Consider the following 16,130-nt stretch of genomic DNA (forward strand, 5'->3'; position numbering starts at 1 on the left):
GACTTCTTGCTTTTATTAGCGAGGATCGGCACTCGACCCGTGGAAATCTTTTCTAGAGGATAATAAGTCTTCCATTTGCAAGAGGCTGTGACATAAGTATTTAATCCTAAGTTGGAACCGAACTATTTTAACCTTTTATTGGTTAAATAGTTCGGTTCTTTTATTATTGATTTAAAATGTTAGGGAAAAGGTGCAGAGGTCACCTCTAGTGAAGCGAGTGGCCGAGCGCAATGGAACGAACCCATTTTCCTGTCAACTCAAGGACCGTATGTTTCAAAGTATTTATTATTCGTCTTTATGGATCAGATAGGATGGATTGCCCCCCCGCTTTTTTATACAAACCAAGATACTTTCATCTATATCCATACATCATCTTGCACTTCCCTTTTAAAAAATTTATACTTATTAAGTTATAGTTTAGAGGAAAAGGAAGTGTTGCCGTTGTCTAATACGTTAGGGCAACAAACACCTGTTAAAATACATGTGACCACCAATATCTACAATGGAAGCAACAAGGAAAGTATTGAGTGGGTTGGATTTGGACAATACTTAGAAAAAGATGGAAGCAGTTATGTGAAGTATGAAGAAGTGATCGAAGAAGGGACCATCAAGACAATCGTCAAGATTGCAGAACACGAAGGTTTAATACTTCGCAGCGGAGCCGTTAAAATGCGCCTTTCCTTTCTGTTGAATAAAAAGCGAAACGGAAGCTATGAAACCCCCTATGGAACCTTTCTGATGGTAACAGATACGAAGCGGTTGAGCTTTGAAAAGGAAGCAGAAAGTTTATCTGGGCTTATTGATATATTGTATGATTTAAATGTGAATGGCAATAACAATGGAACCTATCATATGACCATCCAACTGAAGGAGGAAAAAGAACAAGCATGAATATAGTAGACCAAATAAAAGATAAACTGAAGGATGAAATTAAAGCAAGTGTTATGAAGGCAGGTCTTGCTGAAGAGGCACAGATTCCAGAAGTAATCCTTGAATTGCCAAAAGACAAAGCGCACGGAGATTACTCTACGAATATGGCGATGCAGCTGGCGAGAGTGGCAAAAAAAGCTCCTAGAGCAATTGCAGAAGCAATTATCGAAAACTTTGATCAATCGAAAGCTTCCATTGAGAAGGTTGAGATTGCTGGTCCTGGATTTATTAATTTCTATATGAATAACAGCTATTTGGCTGATTTAATTCCGACAATCCTTGAAGCAGGCGATGCTTACGGAGAAACTAGCTTTGGAAATAAAGAAAAGGTACAAGTTGAGTTCGTATCAGCAAACCCTACTGGAGATCTTCATTTAGGACATGCCAGAGGTGCAGCTGTTGGTGACTCTTTGTGCAATATCCTTGATAAAGCAGGCTATGATGTTTCTAGAGAATATTACATCAATGACGCTGGTAACCAAATCAATAACTTAGCGCTTTCTGTTGAAGCACGTTATTTCCAAGCTTTAGGCTTAGAAAAGGAAATGCCTGCAGACGGTTATCATGGAGAAGATATCGTTGAAATTGGAAAGAAGCTTGCCGCTGAGTTTGGCGATAAATATGTAAATGCTGATGAAAAGGAACGTTTTGAATTCTTCCGTTCATACGGACTTAAGTACGAAATGGGCAAACTGAAACAGGATCTGGAAGATTTCCGTGTTCCGTTTGATGTTTGGTATTCGGAAACTTCCCTATATGAGAACGGAAAAATCGATGTAGCATTAAACTCTCTAAGAGAAAATGGCTATATCTTTGAAGAGGATGGAGCAACTTGGCTTCGTTCTATGGATTTCGGCGATGATAAAAACCGCGTGCTTATTAAAAACGACGGTTCCTACACATACTTGACTCCAGATATTGCTTACCATAAAGATAAGCTGGAAAGAGGCTTTACTAAGCTTATCAATGTTTGGGGTGCTGATCACCACGGCTATATTCCACGTATGAAAGCAGCTATCCAAGCATTAGGCTATGATAAGGATGCTTTGGAAGTGGAAATCATTCAGCTGGTTCATCTTTACAAAAACGGCGAAAAGATGAAAATGAGCAAGCGTACAGGAAAAGCTGTTACAATGAGAGACTTAGTGGAAGAGGTAGGTTTGGACGCAACACGTTACTTCTTTGCGATGAGAAGTGCTGATACACATCTTGACTTTGACCTTGATTTGGCTGTTTCTCAATCTAACGACAACCCTGTTTACTATGCTCAATATGCGCACGCACGTATTGCCAGCATCTTAAGACAAGGGAAAGAACAGGGCATTGAGCTGGACAATAACCTTGATGTTTCCTACATTTCGGCAGAAAAAGAATTTGACCTATTAAAGAAACTAGGAGAATTCCCGCAAGCGGTGACAGAAGCTGCTGCAAAAAGAATGCCGCACCGCATCACAAATTATATCTTTGATTTAGCATCAACATTCCATAGCTTCTATAATGCTGAAAAAGTATTAGATGCAGATAATATGGAAAGAACAAAAGCGAGATTGGCATTAATTCAATCTGCAAAAATCACACTTAAAAACGCACTGCGCCTTATCGGTGTCTCTGCGCCAGAGAAAATGTAATAAAAAAAGGATGGAATTGCTTCCATCCTTTTTTCTTTAATTCATCACCCATTTATCCTTCAAAAACATTATTCTTCCGATAAAGAAAACAACTACTAATACAATAAGATTGCTGGCAATTGTGATAAAGAAATGCTCATAGTTAGTAATGCCGAAAATCAGCTCTTTTAACAGGGCATAAATATTCATAACCGGTATGGCGAAATGCTTGAACTCTAATTCATTGATGCCGATATTTGACATTAACATTAATGGCAAAATGGTAACCATCATAATTGGCGCACTATAGCTTTGTGATTCCTTAATAGATTTGCCGACGATGCTAGTCAGCATAAGCAGGGAAGCGACAAACATCGAATAAACAATGGTGAGCACGAGTGACAAAGTAACAACTAATAGAAAGTTGTCTTTGAATTCAATTGCATTTTTTAAGTTTTCTGTCAGGAAGGCTATTTCCAAAACAACCACAAGCAATGTAACGATTCCCGTGATTGTACCGATTGTAGAGATTGTCAGCCATTTAGCAAATACAAGTGTCGAACGACTAACAGGGGTCATCAGCAATGCCTCCATTGTTTTCTTCTCCTTTTCTCCTGAGAAGAGGTCGGCAGCAGCCGGTCCGGCACCAACACCGATTGCAACAGCTAGAATAAGCGGAATGAGCATGGCAACAAGATTAATAGTCGGATCCTCGCTGTTTAATTCCTCCTGATTAATAGAAAATGGCTTTATGGTATCAGTTTCTATGCCAAGATCACCCAATCTTTGGGAGACTATCATGCTCTCATATTGGGATAACGCAGCTTGTGTAAGGGACATGAGTGTAGAAGAGCTTTGACTGAAAGAATCTCCGATTATTGTTATTTCTGCGTTTTGTCCTTCTGATACAAGGTTAGCGAGATTATCATCTGCTACTAAGGCCGCTTGTGCATCTCCGTTTTGCAATGTTTCTTTAGGGTTTTGTGATTCTACTAGTTCAATGCTGCTGTTAGCAAGCAAGCTCGTTTTTACTTCATCTGACAGAGAAGAGGCAACCGCTAGTATATAGGATTCTCCTTCGTCTTCAGATACCAACTTTTCATAAAAAAGGGTAAGCATAGTCATAATGATAATTGGTAATAATACGGTCAATAATAAGGTTCGTTTATCCCTGAAAGAGTCTTTTAATTCTTTTAAATATATATTAAGAAACATGGGTATTTCCTCCTCTGACAAGTCTGCTCATAAAGATATAGTTCAAATCACTGCTTCCTTCGGCAGTATATAAGTCTTCTAGACTTCCATGATGAACAAGCTCTCCTTTGTGCATCATTGCAACACTATCGCACAGCAGAGAGACCTCCTCCATAATATGGCTTGAGAAGATAATTGTTTTTCCATCCTGCTTCAGCTGATGGACAAGCTGGCGAAATACATTGGATGAAGTAATATCAAGGCCTGTCGTCGGTTCATCAAAGAGAATAATCTCCGGATTATGAATAAGTGTCCTCGCAATGGCCACCTTTTGACGCATCCCTTTAGAGAAGTTGCCGACTTTTCGGTCCAGATAATCTCTCATTCCGAACATCCTTGCCAATTCATCAATTCTTACCTTTGTTTCATGTTTGCTGAGACCATAAAGCCTGGCAAAGTATTCTAAGTTTTCCCTTGCGGTTAAGCGATCGTACAAACCCGTTTCACCACCAAATAAAACACCAATCTTTTGCTTTATTTCATTTGGGTTTGCCTTCGTATCAAATCCAGAGACAGTGATAGAGCCTTCTGTTGGCTGAAGCAATGTGGCGATCGACCTAAGTAAGGTTGTTTTTCCTGCGCCGTTTTCCCCCAGCAAGCCGACAGTTTCTCCTTTTTTTATTTGAAAGGAAACATGCTTTAAAGCTGTTACATATATCTTTTTATCCTTAAATGTTTTCGTTACTTTATTTACTGTTATCATCTAGTCACTTCCTTCTCGTTTTCTATGTCTTTATCATACAGATAAAGGAAATGAGCGTCTGTATAGATGTCGTAAAAAGTCCGTTTCCTGTCGTGAAAATGCCAGAAGAAGTAAGGGAAGGATATTTCCTCTTACCTCCTAATATTTCCAAGGTGGCAAACATGGTGAGTTAAAAACATGGTAAAATAAAACAATGTGGAAAATACTCAACAAGGGGATACAATGAGGATGAAAATTGGATTGGTAGACGATAGAGCAATTGATTTGGATAAGTTAGCGGGCATTGTCTCTTCTATTCCAGAAGCAGAGATCGTGTTTGCCACTACTTCTGCAGAGGAAGCATATGAACAAATCAAAAAAGAATCCATTACACTTCTGATTGCAGATATAGAGATGCCTAATCTGTCAGGGTATGAGCTTGCAGATATTATCCACTCTCATGCTCTTAATATCGCTGTTATTTTTGTAACAGCAAGCAGCGGTTATGCTGTTCACGCTTTTGAGTTGAATGTCCATGATTATATTATGAAGCCCTATTCAAAAGATAGACTTGTCCAATCTGTTAAAAGGCTGATGGAGAAAACCAGTTCAGCTGAAATAGCTGGGAGATTATATATTAAACAAAAGAATGACATACATATTATCCTGAAGAAAGAAATTATTTTCATTGAAAGATCCGGCAGGTCGACGACCATTCATACGAAGTCAGAAGCAATCAAAACATACCAGACACTTAATGAATTAGAGGGTGAATTGAGAGAGAGGGACTTTGTCAGATCACATCGTTCCTTTATTATTAACATTCACTGCATAAAAAGCTTCTCTTTGTATGCCAAGAACTCCTATACTGTTACATTTGAAGGAACGGAGGCAAAAGCCATGATTACAAAGGAAAAGGTAGAATTCATTCAAAACAATTATTTTTAAGGAGTAAAAAATAGTGAAGGCAGACCACTTATCTTGGAGTTTAATCAGCTTATTTTCCGCCATTCATCTTGGAGCATTCCTTTACGCTTTTGGATGGCATAGTGCCATTTATATATTGGTGCTCATGCTTTTAGCAGAAGGCTTCCTTCTAGTGAGGCTAGGAAATAGGCAAGGCGCATCATTGGACTGGAGACTTGAGGTCTTATTTTGGCTCGTTCAGGCTATGATTGCAGCTGCTGCAGTTATGCAGGAATCAGAATATATTCGGCTTCTGTTTTTCCTGCTGTTCTTGCTTGTTGAAGTTATCAGGGCTATTCAAGTTAGAAAACTGTCTAAATTCAGCAAAGAAATTAACAGGCTAGATGAAGAAATATTTCGCATGAATGAGACATTCAGGACTGTCAGAAGCGAGCGCCATGATTTTCTAAAACATATAGCAGCCATTCATTTTATGCTTGAAAAAGAAGAATTTAAAGAAGCAGGGGCTTACTTAGATGTGCTTGTTGACGGGTACAACGAAACAAATCTCTCCATTAAGGGGGAAAGCGGAGCAGTTGCGGCAACTTTGCACCAGTATTACCTAAAGGCTCAAAAGGAAGGAATGGAAATCATTTATGATATAGAAGTTCCTATCTCCTCTATGCCGGTTCCGGATAAAGAGCTTGTAGGACTTGTCGGCAATTTGCTTGAAAACTGCGTTGAAGCATGTTTGAATTGGCAGAAGGTTAATCAGCAGCATGCCTTTATTACACTTCAATTAGTAAAAAGAAGCGGATTATATATATTAACAGTCAAAAATAAGTCATTGCCAATCCCTGCAAAAATTTTAGACAGGCTTTATCATCAGTATGGTCTGTCGACAAAAGCAGGGAATGAAAGAGGCTATGGGACAAAAATAATTGCCGATATTGTCAAAAAACATCAAGGTGTTTTGGATTTTGTTTATAAGGAAGAAGAATTTACAGTAAAAATCAAGCTGCCGTCCATTCGCTGATTTAATTATGTTATGAGGTTTAAATGCGCCTTCTTTTCAAATAATAAGAGCAATAAGGAAAAGGAAGGTGTCTATGAAATTACTTCTATTAGCATTAATAACTGGATTTTTGACAGGATTTATCTTTGCCTTGCTCAAGCTGCCGATACCAGCACCAGGCGCATTGCCAGGGATTATTGGGATTGTTGGCATTTATGCAGGATTTAAAGTGTATGTAAGTTTGGAACCGTGGATTTCTAACCTTTTTTCAAAAAACTAAGCAGAAGAGGCGGCAGAAAACGACTGCCGCCTTTAATTTTTAATTCCATTCTAGTGTTGCTCCGCCAATTCTTTTAACTCCTCTTATCTTACTGAAATCCTCTACGAGCTGCAGACAGGCCTGATCTTTAAGCTTTGCTTCAATCATAAAATCAACATCCATCTGGAGCGGGCGCAAAAGCTGTAAGAGCGGTTTAACAAACTCTGCATCTACAAAATCTGCATGAGAACGGAAAGCCTTCTCTGTTTTTGGAGAAGACAGATGGATTTTCGGTGTAATCCCTCGATGCTTCCATGTTTCAAAAACTGGTAACAGCAATTCTTCCAGCGGTTTTTCACATAAGTTCGCCATATGGTGATGATAGTCAAAAACGAGTGGGATTGTTTCGTTTTGACATACTGTCAAAGTTTCCTCTGTGTTATATGTCTTGTCATCATTTTCTAATGTCATTATTTTTTTAATGTGTAACGGCAATGACTGTATATTTTCATAAAAGCGGGCCAGTGTTTTTTCTTTATCACCATATGATCCGCCAATATGAATGTTAATAACACTTCTGTCCTCTATTCCCATTGCTTCAAGCATTTTATAATGATATTCCATATCAATTACAGCGTTTTTAGTCACTTCCGGTCTTGGGGAAGTAAACAGGGTGTACTGGTTCGGATGGAAGCTGACCCTGAGTCCATGATCTTTCACAAGCTGCCCCACTTGGGCAAACTCCTTTTCAAAGGGAGTTACAAAATCCCACATCACCTCAGGATGGGTTGCTAACGGAACGATAGAGCTCGACATGCGGTATAACATGATTTCATGTCCGATATTATAGTGAAGTGCTCTCATTGTATTCGTAAGGTTTGTCCTCGTAATTTCAAGCAGCTTCCTTTGCCGTTCTTCGTCAGGTAGTTCACTGTAGCGTGCATAAGTCATTGTTTTGGAGGGAGAGGCGTCCCAAAGATTAGTCGCAGTAGATACATAGCCGAATCTGAATTTCATCTTTTTCTCCTTTCCCTTATTTACCAGTGAATCACAGCAAGGGTGCAAATAATCGGGCAAGATACTCCAATAACACAGTTTTAAATTTAGGTTTCAGCAAGAATTTAAGTGTGTACTCTTCCGAAAAAGAAAGGTCCTGCCTTACAATGTTGTTCATCCTTGCTATGAAGCTGGAATCAAAAACACAGCAAATTATTTCATGGTTTAAAAAGATACTTCTCTTATCAAAGTTGGCAGTACCAATAAAGCAAATTTCGTCATCTGCTGTAATAATTTTACCATGAAAAAAACCATGTTTATAATGATAAGCCTTTGCTCCACGTTTCAATAAGGTGCGTAAATAACGGAAAGATGCCTCTTTTACTAAAGGATGATCTGGTTTTGTCGGTAAAAGTAACGTTATCGCCACATTACGGTCTTGTGCCAGGCTAAGCTCTTCCATAATCCTTTTGCTTGGAATAAAGTAAGGTGTTCCGATAAACAGTGTTTTTCTAGCATTTCGAATAAGACCGCATAAGACGTCCTCTAAATACACACCTTGTGTCGGAATGAACTGATGGCGGGAGTGTCCCTTCGGCTGTTCAGGAAAATATACAGGGTTTTGTAGGAGATTTGTTTTTGTCGCAGCAGACCAATCGAGCAAAAATTCCCGCTGCAGGTCATCGACACCTTCTCCTGTCATTTTAAAGTGATAGTCTCTCCATGGACTCAATTTTAAGTTGCCGTGAATATAATCTTTTCCGACATTGAAGCCGCCTACATAGCCGATTTTACCATCGATAATGGTGATTTTTCGGTGATTTCTGACTTGCAGGGTATAGAATAACGGCATTTTTGGTGTATTGCAGTAGGAGAACTGCACACCAGCTTCTTTTAATTTATTCCGGATTTTTTTGCGTACTTGAAAGCTGCCGAGCCAATCGAGCAGCAGTCTTACTTCAACGCCCTCTTGCGCTTTTCGCTCGAGAATGGATAAGAACTGGTTGCTGATTGTGTCAGCCTTAACAGTGTAAAATAATATATGTATATGATTTTCTGCCTCTTCAAGCTCGTGAAACAGGTCTGGGAAAAGATCCTTCCCATCATTGAAAATATGAAAATCACTGTGCCTGAACGGATAATTTCTTCTCGTTACCTTCCGTTTAGTCAGTGCCTTGCCTACGATTAAATCTACATAAAGCAAGATGATTAGCAGCAGCAAAATGCAGATGATAGTCCAAAAAATTTGCATGGAAGTTCCCCCTTGGCTATGTATTGTGCCCCAATTTGCTATATTCTATAAGAGGGAAGAAAGACGTGATAAACTTCTCTTAAATTTTTAGTGAATGAAAAAGAAAAGTAAAAGCTAAATAAACCTTAGCTAGAACTAGCATATTCACTAGAAAATTGTTTATAATGGAGAATATGTATTTTTCTCTTTACTATGAAATGGAAACTGTATACAATGAAACTCCATGAGGTAATTAAGCTGGTTTACAGCTTTCAATAAAGAAATGGTATAACACCATACAATCCAATTCGGATAAAGAGCAGATAGCGAAAGGAAGTGCCAAAATGAGTGTTGATAACTATACAAAAGAACAACTAAATGAAATGTCTTTAATTGAAATCGCATACGAACTATTAAATGGCGCAAAAACGCCGTATTCTTTCCATGAAATTGTGAAGGAAGTAAGCAGACTGTTGAACTTGTCTGAAGATCAAGTCAATGATAGAATTGCCCAATTCTATACAGATATAAATATTGATGGACGCTTTTTATCATTAGGCGACAATCGTTGGGGACTGCGCACATGGTATCCAGTTGATAAGTCAGAGGAAGATGTCGTTACTGTGACGAAGCCGAAGAAGAAGAAAGCGAAAAAAGCTGCCGAAGACGATTTCGATGACTATGATGACAGCGTTGAAGAAGATTATGATGAATTCGATGATGATGATCTTCTTGATGACGATGAAGACGAAGATGTTATCGAAGAAGAGGACGATTTGCTGGATGACGATCTTGCAGAGGAAGATGATGACGAAAGCTTTGAAGACGAAGATACATATGAAATCGACGAAGATGAGCTGGACGAGGATCTGGAAGATGAGGAAGAAGACGAGGATGAAGATGAGTTTGAGGACGAGGAAGAAGATAAATAAGACCCTTGACTTTTATATGCCTTGCTTGTAAAATCATTTTTGGGCTCCTTAAAAAAGGAACGAACTGATATTTGCTTAAATAGCGCTCCCTTACTTGAAGAAGTAAGTGGAGCTTTTTTGTTTTTATAAAATGATTTTCTAGGCCCAGAACCTGCTTAAAATGCTAAGCATAGGGTGCTGAAAGGCTTTTTTATAAAAGTAGCTTTACGGCAATTTGTTTCACTCCCCTCGAAAAAAATATTCGATTATTTTTCTTTAAATAAAGACAAATATGCACAAACTTTAACTAAGGGGGATTTTAAAATGACAAAATATATTTTTGTTACAGGTGGGGTAGTTTCATCACTTGGAAAAGGAATTACTGCAGCATCATTGGGAAGGCTGCTTAAAAATCGCGGAGTGAGCGTGACGATTCAAAAATTTGATCCATATATTAACGTGGACCCAGGAACAATGAGTCCTTACCAACATGGAGAGGTTTTTGTAACAGATGACGGCGCGGAAACAGATCTTGACTTAGGACACTATGAGCGTTTCATTGACATTAATTTGACGAAATTCAACAATGTTACAACGGGAAAAATCTATTCAACTGTCCTAAGAAAAGAACGCAGAGGCGACTACTTGGGAGGAACTGTTCAAGTTATCCCGCATATTACAAATGAAATTAAAGAAAGAGTTTACCGAGCAGGCCGTGAAACGAATGCAGATGTTGTTATTACGGAAATCGGGGGAACTGTTGGTGATATCGAATCACTTCCATTCCTGGAGGCAATTCGTCAAATCAAAAATGATATTGGCAGAGAAAACGTGATGTATATTCATTGTACATTGGTGCCGTACATCAAGGCTGCCGGCGAAATGAAAACAAAGCCAACACAGCACAGTGTTAAAGAGCTTCGCAGCTTAGGTATTCAGCCAAATGTGATTGTTGTAAGAACGGAAAAGCCAATTTCTCAAGATATGAAAGATAAGATTGCTCTTTTCTGTGATATTGACACGAATTCAGTAATTGAGTGCCGTGATGCAGATACATTATATACAATTCCATTAGCTCTTCAAGAACAACACTTGGATCAAATCGTTTGCGACCATCTTCACCTTAAGTGTGAAGAAGCAGATATGACAGAATGGATTGAGCTTGTTGATGTAGTCCGCAATCTGTCTAAAACAGTTAAAATCGCTCTTGTTGGTAAGTATGTTGAGCTTCAGGATGCCTATATTTCTGTAGTTGAAGCATTAAAACATGCAGGTTATGCCTTTGATGCAGACATCGAAATTGATTGGATTAATGCAGAGCACGTAACTTCTGAAAATGTAAAAGAGCTGTTGCAGCATGCAGACGGAATCCTTGTTCCAGGAGGATTTGGTGATCGTGGAGTAGAAGGGAAAATTATCACAACACAATATGCTCGTGAAAATAAAGTACCTTTCTTTGGAATCTGCCTTGGTATGCAAGTAGCATCTATCGAGTTTGCGCGTAATGTATTAGGCTGGAATGGAGCAAACTCATCTGAGTTGGATGAAAATACGGCATATCCTGTTATCGACTTGTTGCCAGAGCAAAAGGATATCGAGGACCTTGGCGGAACGCTGCGCTTAGGCTTGTATCCATGTAAGTTGAAAGAAAATACAAAAGCATACGAAGCATATCAGGATGAGGTTATTTATGAAAGACACCGTCATCGTTATGAGTTCAATAACCAATACCGCCAAGAGATGGAAGAAGCAGGTTTCGTCTTCTCTGGAACAAGTCCAGATGGCCGTTTGGTAGAAATTATCGAGCTGAAGGATCACCCTTGGTTTGTAGCATCACAATTCCATCCGGAGTTTATCTCAAGACCAACTAGACCACAGCCTTTATTCCGTGAGTTTGTAGGTTCATCCCTGCGTTTCTCTGAAAAATAAGCAAAAAAAAGCTAACCTTTATAGGTTAGCTTTTTTTTTGCTTAGAGTTCATATTCTTTAATAAACTCATCCAGCGTAAATTTAATACCGTAATAAACAAAAATAGCCGCGATAGAAGCAGGATAACCAAAGCGGTTTCCCTCATCATCAGGGAGCAGACCTTTTGTCAATTTAAGGTCTATATGTACATCTGCTTTTGTGTGAATACCGTGTGAGTCTGATGACATTATAGTGCTCACTGATACAAATGGGATGTACTCCTTTGTGAGTTTTTCAGCAAAGGGCAGCAGTTCCTCATCATCTGAAGTTCTAGAGAAGAATAGAAACCGGTCATTAGGACTGATATTTTCTAACGAGTGGGAGCTCGTCCATTCTTCTGCTCCTTGCAGCGGTTCGGCGCTGTATAATGCTTCTGCAACTACTGCTTTCATTTCGTTTGTTGCACAAATGAAGATTTTTCCTTCCCCGCTTAATGCTTGGGCAAGTATTCTTGCACTATCCTCAATTGCTTCTTCTTCTTTTTCATGCAGTCTTTTAAATAACCCACTTAACTGTGTGGAGAACATTTTTAACAATGTGAGAAACCTCCTGTGTTTATATTTCAAGGTTATGCAATGGAATTAGATTCAATAGTATTATAAGTAATGTACAAGAAAAGGCAAAATTTATGCTTGTCAGCAGGAATTTGTCAATAAAAAGTAGAAAGTTATTTAAAGAAAAAAACTTTGTTATATAATGGATGTAATTGGGTCTATTGTCTAAAATAGTCTTTTTGCTGTGTCGATTTATCAGCAGTATGTGTGAGTGGGAAATAACGGGGAATATCTTTTCAAAAAAATAGAGAACACATAGAAGGGAAGGTCTACAATGAAAGGGAAAATATTAATCGTGGATGACCAGTTCGGCATCAGAATTTTATTGAATGAAGTATTCCAAAAAGAGGGCTATAAAACTTTTCAGGCAGCAAATGGTGTACAAGCGCTTGAGATAGTGACACAGGAGGTGCCTGATTTAGTGCTCCTCGATATGAAGATTCCTGGAATGGACGGCATCGAGATCTTAAAGCGAATGAAAAAATTGTACAAGGATATCCGTGTTATTATTATGACTGCTTACGGAGAGCTTGATATGATTCAGGAAGCAAAGGATCTTGGCGCTTTGACACATTTTGCAAAACCATTTGACATTGACGATTTGCGTGCGGCTGTTAAAGAGTATATTGTCAGCTGATAAACATATGTCTAATCTTGGCTAAAACTGCTGTATCCTGGCATTATAAGTTTAAAAATTACTATAAATACATAATAAAAAATATTAATAGAGCTGTTGCCAGCTCTATTAATATTGTGAATAAAAGCAATTTTTTTTATGACATTTAATAAAAAGTGGTTGGATTGATAGCAATTCTCTGCTTATTTTGGTATGATTACCTATGGAATTTAAAAGCAAAGTGATTCGTTTAGATTACTTTGGGTAATATATACATATTCAAATTCTCTTTGGGAAATTTAATAAAGGTTACCTAGTAATTGAACGATCATAAGAAGGAGGAAGAATATATGCCTTTAGTTTCAATGAAAGACATGTTAAACAAAGCAAAAGCAGAAGGCTATGCTGTTGGTCAATTTAACTTAAATAACCTTGAGTTCACTCAAGCTATTCTTCAAGCTGCAGAAGAAGAAAAATCTCCAGTTATCCTTGGGGTATCTGAAGGTGCTGCTCGTTACATGGGTGGTTTCACAACTGTAGTAAAAATGGTAGAAGGTTTACTTGTAGACTATAAAATCACTGTTCCAGTTGCTATCCACTTGGATCATGGTTCTAGCTTTGAAAAATGTAAAGAAGCTATCGACGCTGGATTCACTTCCGTTATGATCGATGCTTCTCACCACCCATTTGAAGAGAACGTTGAAACAACTAAAAAAGTTGTTGACTACGCTCATGCAAAAGGTGTTTCTGTAGAAGCTGAGCTTGGAACTGTTGGCGGACAAGAAGACGATGTTGTAGCAGAAGGCGTAATCTACGCTGATGCACAAGAGTGTGTGGAACTTGTTAAACGCACTGGCATCGATACTTTAGCTCCAGCACTAGGTTCTGTACACGGACCATACAAAGGTGAACCAAACCTTGGTTTCAAAGAAATGGAAGAAATCGGTAACCTAACTGGTCTTCCACTAGTATTGCATGGAGGAACTGGAATCCCAACAAAAGATATCCAAAAATCCGTGTCACTAGGAACAGCTAAAATCAACGTTAACACAGAAAACCAAATCGCTTCTGCTAAAGCAGTTCGCGAAACTCTAGCTGCTAAACCTGAAGAGTATGATCCACGTAAATACTTAGGACCAGCTCGTGACGCTATTAAAGCAACTGTTATCGGCAAAATCAAAGAATTCGGTTCTTCTAACAAAGCGTAATATAAATGGAACGATTGAAACCGTCCTTATCAGGGCGGTTTCCGTTCATTTATTGTATTTTAGCAAGTCAGTCGAATAAACAGACAAATTGTCGGTTATGATGTATAAAGAGTGATATATCCCCATTTTGAAGACTGGCTGTCTGCTGCTTAAAGGAATAAATCAAGCAGTCCCCATCTGGACTAGACTAAAGCACCTTTTTGTTCAACACATCCAGTATTCTAGTTATCAAGCTTCTATTGAAAAAACACCCAGACTTAAATTTTGACTTATATTAAATTTCTTCATTCGCAAATTAGACCTGGCAATATTAATTTTGACACATTACTACTAGAGATTTATTAGCCAAATTAGGAACAGGCCTATTTGTCCATGTTAACCTACTTAGGTCATGCACCTGTCCTATTATTAGTGCATGTGCTTGCACTTTTCCTATCTTCCTCAACTTTGGTATAATAATTGAATTAGTAGTAATTCTTAATTAATTACATCCAAGTGTTGATTCAATTTTTATATTCCTGTAAACAGGGAAGTTAATGGCGAAGTTAGTACGTGTCCTAGACAAGCAGTACATGCTTTGCTTGGCTTAGAAGGGAGTTAGAAATGGAAAAACTTATGATTGCAGGTGGATCTCCATTAAAAGGGACCGTTCGCATTAGCGGAGCAAAAAATAGCGCAGTTGCATTAATACCAGCCACTATTTTAGCAGAATCTCCAGTAACCATTGAAGGGTTGCCTGACATTTCTGATGTTCACATATTAAAAGGGATTATGGAGGAGTTAGGAGGAAGCGTTTCATTTTCTGATTCCGATATGACGATTGATCCGACATCAATGATATCTATGCCGATGCCAAATGGAAAGGTCAAGAAGCTTCGTGCCTCCTATTATTTGATGGGAGCGATGCTCGGCAGATTCAAAAAAGCTGTTATTGGCCTGCCGGGAGGCTGTCACTTAGGTCCAAGGCCAATTGATCAGCATATAAAGGGCTTTGAGGCTTTAGGAGCTCAAATAACGAATGAGCAGGGAGCCATTTATCTTCGTGCTGATGAGTTAAGAGGAGCAAGAATATACTTAGATGTTGTAAGCGTTGGCGCAACTATCAATATTATGCTTGCGGCTGTTAGAGCTAAAGGCAGAACCATCATTGAAAATGCTGCAAAGGAACCTGAAATCATCGATGTTGCTACATTGCTGACAAATATGGGAGCAAAAATCAAAGGTGCAGGAACGGATGTAATCCGAATTGATGGGGTGGATCATTTGCATGGCTGCCGCCATACCATTATTCCTGACAGAATTGAAGCTGGAACTTATATTATTATCGGTGCAGCAGTTGGCGATGGAATCCTTATTGATAATGTTATCCCGCAGCACTTGGAATCTTTGATTGCAAAGCTAAGGGAAATGGGAGTGCAAATCGAGTCAAGCGGCGACCAAGTCTTTGTAAGTTCCAATCCTGATTTAAAGCCTGTTGATATTAAAACATTAGTATATCCAGGATTTCCGACCGATTTGCAGCAGCCGTTTACCTCGCTGCTGACGAAAACAAACGGTACAAGCATGGTAACTGATACAATCTACAGTGCCCGCTTTAAACATATCGATGAGTTAAGAAGAATGAATGCTACCATTAAGGTGGAAGGAAGATCAGCAATCATTAATGGACCAGTTCATCTTCAAGGAGCTCGTGTGAAGGCTAGTGATTTAAGAGCTGGAGCCGCGTTGGTAATAGCAGGACTCATGGCGGACGGTATTACCGAAGTCACTGGTGTTGAGCATATTGACAGAGGCTACGGTCAGCTTGTAGAGAAGTTGAAAGGTTTAGGGGCGTCCATATGGCGTGAAGGCATGTCCCAGGAAGAGTACGAACAGATTAAGAATGTGTGATGATAACAAGGCGGGATCAGGTTAAGATATTCTTTTGAGCATTTCTTAGATAAGACTTGCCTGATTCTGCCGTTTTACCAACATGCTTTTTGGTTTACTAAAC

At 38.8% G+C, this 16,130-nt stretch carries 15 protein-coding genes; 10 read left to right on the plus strand and 5 right to left on the minus strand.

Annotated elements, in window-relative coordinates; all coding sequences use genetic code 11:
• Window positions 1–441: 441 nt before the first annotated feature.
• Window positions 442–891, plus strand: a complete 450-nt coding sequence (locus ACLIJJ_RS10865; RefSeq protein ID WP_233315948.1) for a YwiB family protein — start codon at window positions 442–444, stop codon at window positions 889–891.
• Window positions 888–2,558, plus strand: coding sequence for an arginine--tRNA ligase (gene argS / locus ACLIJJ_RS10870; RefSeq protein ID WP_411410875.1), 1,671 nt, complete (start codon window positions 888–890; stop codon window positions 2,556–2,558). Before ACLIJJ_RS10865 ends, argS begins: the two co-directional genes overlap by 4 nt.
• A gap of 36 nt (window positions 2,559–2,594) precedes the next feature.
• On the opposite strand, the gene ACLIJJ_RS10875 is transcribed toward argS, so the two are convergent.
• Entirely contained in the window at window positions 2,595–3,752 is a 1,158-nt protein-coding gene (locus ACLIJJ_RS10875; protein ID WP_411410876.1) for an ABC transporter permease, read from the minus strand.
• Entirely contained in the window at window positions 3,742–4,494 is a 753-nt protein-coding gene (locus ACLIJJ_RS10880; RefSeq protein ID WP_233315945.1) for an ABC transporter ATP-binding protein, read from the minus strand. The genes ACLIJJ_RS10875 and ACLIJJ_RS10880 overlap by 11 nt, the downstream gene beginning before the upstream one ends.
• 228 nt (window positions 4,495–4,722) lie before the next feature.
• Here ACLIJJ_RS10880 and ACLIJJ_RS10885 point away from each other — a divergent pair, with 228 nt between their 5' ends.
• The 3 genes from ACLIJJ_RS10885 (at window position 4,723) to ACLIJJ_RS10895 (ending at window position 6,674) form a co-directional block, all read left to right on the plus strand.
• Window positions 4,723–5,421 carry a LytR/AlgR family response regulator transcription factor gene (locus ACLIJJ_RS10885; RefSeq protein WP_233315944.1) on the plus strand — a complete coding sequence of 233 codons (699 nt, stop codon included), beginning with the start codon at window positions 4,723–4,725 and terminating at the stop codon, window positions 5,419–5,421.
• A gap of 13 nt (window positions 5,422–5,434) precedes the next feature.
• The gene (locus ACLIJJ_RS10890; protein ID WP_411410877.1) at window positions 5,435–6,415 is read left to right on the plus strand and encodes a sensor histidine kinase; all 981 of its coding nucleotides are present in this window, start codon (window positions 5,435–5,437) and stop codon (window positions 6,413–6,415) included.
• 73 nt (window positions 6,416–6,488) lie between these two features.
• Window positions 6,489–6,674, plus strand: coding sequence for a XapX domain-containing protein (locus tag ACLIJJ_RS10895; RefSeq protein WP_233315942.1), 186 nt, complete (start codon window positions 6,489–6,491; stop codon window positions 6,672–6,674).
• A 39-nt stretch (window positions 6,675–6,713) separates the two neighbouring features.
• On the opposite strand, the gene uvsE is transcribed toward ACLIJJ_RS10895, so the two are convergent.
• Together uvsE and cls are read right to left on the minus strand one after the other, a co-directional pair.
• Complete coding sequence (gene uvsE / locus ACLIJJ_RS10900; RefSeq protein WP_411410878.1) at window positions 6,714–7,670, minus strand: UV DNA damage repair endonuclease UvsE; 957 nt, start codon at window positions 7,668–7,670, stop codon at window positions 6,714–6,716.
• A 31-nt stretch (window positions 7,671–7,701) separates the two neighbouring features.
• Window positions 7,702–8,901 (minus strand): cardiolipin synthase, encoded by a 1,200-nt coding sequence (gene cls / locus ACLIJJ_RS10905; RefSeq protein WP_341079117.1) that lies wholly within the window; start codon window positions 8,899–8,901, stop codon window positions 7,702–7,704.
• Between the two features lie 323 nt (window positions 8,902–9,224).
• Between cls and rpoE the strand changes: the two genes are divergently transcribed.
• On the plus strand, window positions 9,225–9,812 hold the full coding sequence (gene rpoE / locus ACLIJJ_RS10910) for a DNA-directed RNA polymerase subunit delta (protein ID WP_237942065.1): 588 nt from the start codon (window positions 9,225–9,227) through the stop codon (window positions 9,810–9,812).
• A 303-nt stretch (window positions 9,813–10,115) separates the two neighbouring features.
• Window positions 10,116–11,720, plus strand: a complete 1,605-nt coding sequence (gene pyrG / locus ACLIJJ_RS10915) for a CTP synthase (protein WP_233315938.1) — start codon at window positions 10,116–10,118, stop codon at window positions 11,718–11,720.
• A gap of 41 nt (window positions 11,721–11,761) precedes the next feature.
• On the opposite strand, the gene ACLIJJ_RS10920 is transcribed toward pyrG, so the two are convergent.
• On the minus strand, window positions 11,762–12,295 hold the full coding sequence (locus ACLIJJ_RS10920) for a DUF2529 domain-containing protein (protein WP_233315937.1): 534 nt from the start codon (window positions 12,293–12,295) through the stop codon (window positions 11,762–11,764).
• Window positions 12,296–12,587: 292 nt separating this feature from the next.
• Here ACLIJJ_RS10920 and ACLIJJ_RS10925 point away from each other — a divergent pair, with 292 nt between their 5' ends.
• The 3 genes from ACLIJJ_RS10925 (at window position 12,588) to murA (ending at window position 16,027) form a co-directional block, all read left to right on the plus strand.
• The gene (locus ACLIJJ_RS10925; RefSeq protein ID WP_127738990.1) at window positions 12,588–12,950 is read left to right on the plus strand and encodes a response regulator; all 363 of its coding nucleotides are present in this window, start codon (window positions 12,588–12,590) and stop codon (window positions 12,948–12,950) included.
• Between the two features lie 329 nt (window positions 12,951–13,279).
• Window positions 13,280–14,137, plus strand: coding sequence for a class II fructose-bisphosphate aldolase (locus ACLIJJ_RS10930; protein ID WP_233315936.1), 858 nt, complete (start codon window positions 13,280–13,282; stop codon window positions 14,135–14,137).
• Window positions 14,138–14,740: 603 nt separating this feature from the next.
• Window positions 14,741–16,027 (plus strand): UDP-N-acetylglucosamine 1-carboxyvinyltransferase, encoded by a 1,287-nt coding sequence (gene murA, locus ACLIJJ_RS10935; RefSeq protein ID WP_233315935.1) that lies wholly within the window; start codon window positions 14,741–14,743, stop codon window positions 16,025–16,027.
• Window positions 16,028–16,130 lie beyond the last annotated feature (103 nt).

This window comes from Niallia laureatilytica, assembly GCF_046613985.1.
Lineage (GTDB): Bacteria > Bacillota > Bacilli > Bacillales > Cytobacillaceae > Niallia.

Coding starts and splice junctions, on each gene's coding strand:
- ACLIJJ_RS10895 (WP_233315942.1), top strand. CDS start 6,489: ATGAAATTACTTCTATTAGCATTAATAACTGGATTTTTGACAGGATTT.
- murA (WP_233315935.1), top strand. CDS start 14,741: ATGGAAAAACTTATGATTGCAGGTGGATCTCCATTAAAAGGGACCGTT.
- ACLIJJ_RS10875 (WP_411410876.1), bottom strand. CDS start 3,752: ATGTTTCTTAATATATATTTAAAAGAATTAAAAGACTCTTTCAGGGAT.
- ACLIJJ_RS10930 (WP_233315936.1), top strand. CDS start 13,280: ATGCCTTTAGTTTCAATGAAAGACATGTTAAACAAAGCAAAAGCAGAA.
- argS (WP_411410875.1), top strand. CDS start 888: ATGAATATAGTAGACCAAATAAAAGATAAACTGAAGGATGAAATTAAA.
- ACLIJJ_RS10885 (WP_233315944.1), top strand. CDS start 4,723: ATGAAAATTGGATTGGTAGACGATAGAGCAATTGATTTGGATAAGTTA.
- ACLIJJ_RS10925 (WP_127738990.1), top strand. CDS start 12,588: ATGAAAGGGAAAATATTAATCGTGGATGACCAGTTCGGCATCAGAATT.
- ACLIJJ_RS10880 (WP_233315945.1), bottom strand. CDS start 4,494: ATGATAACAGTAAATAAAGTAACGAAAACATTTAAGGATAAAAAGATA.
- uvsE (WP_411410878.1), bottom strand. CDS start 7,670: ATGAAATTCAGATTCGGCTATGTATCTACTGCGACTAATCTTTGGGAC.
- pyrG (WP_233315938.1), top strand. CDS start 10,116: ATGACAAAATATATTTTTGTTACAGGTGGGGTAGTTTCATCACTTGGA.
- cls (WP_341079117.1), bottom strand. CDS start 8,901: ATGCAAATTTTTTGGACTATCATCTGCATTTTGCTGCTGCTAATCATC.
- rpoE (WP_237942065.1), top strand. CDS start 9,225: ATGAGTGTTGATAACTATACAAAAGAACAACTAAATGAAATGTCTTTA.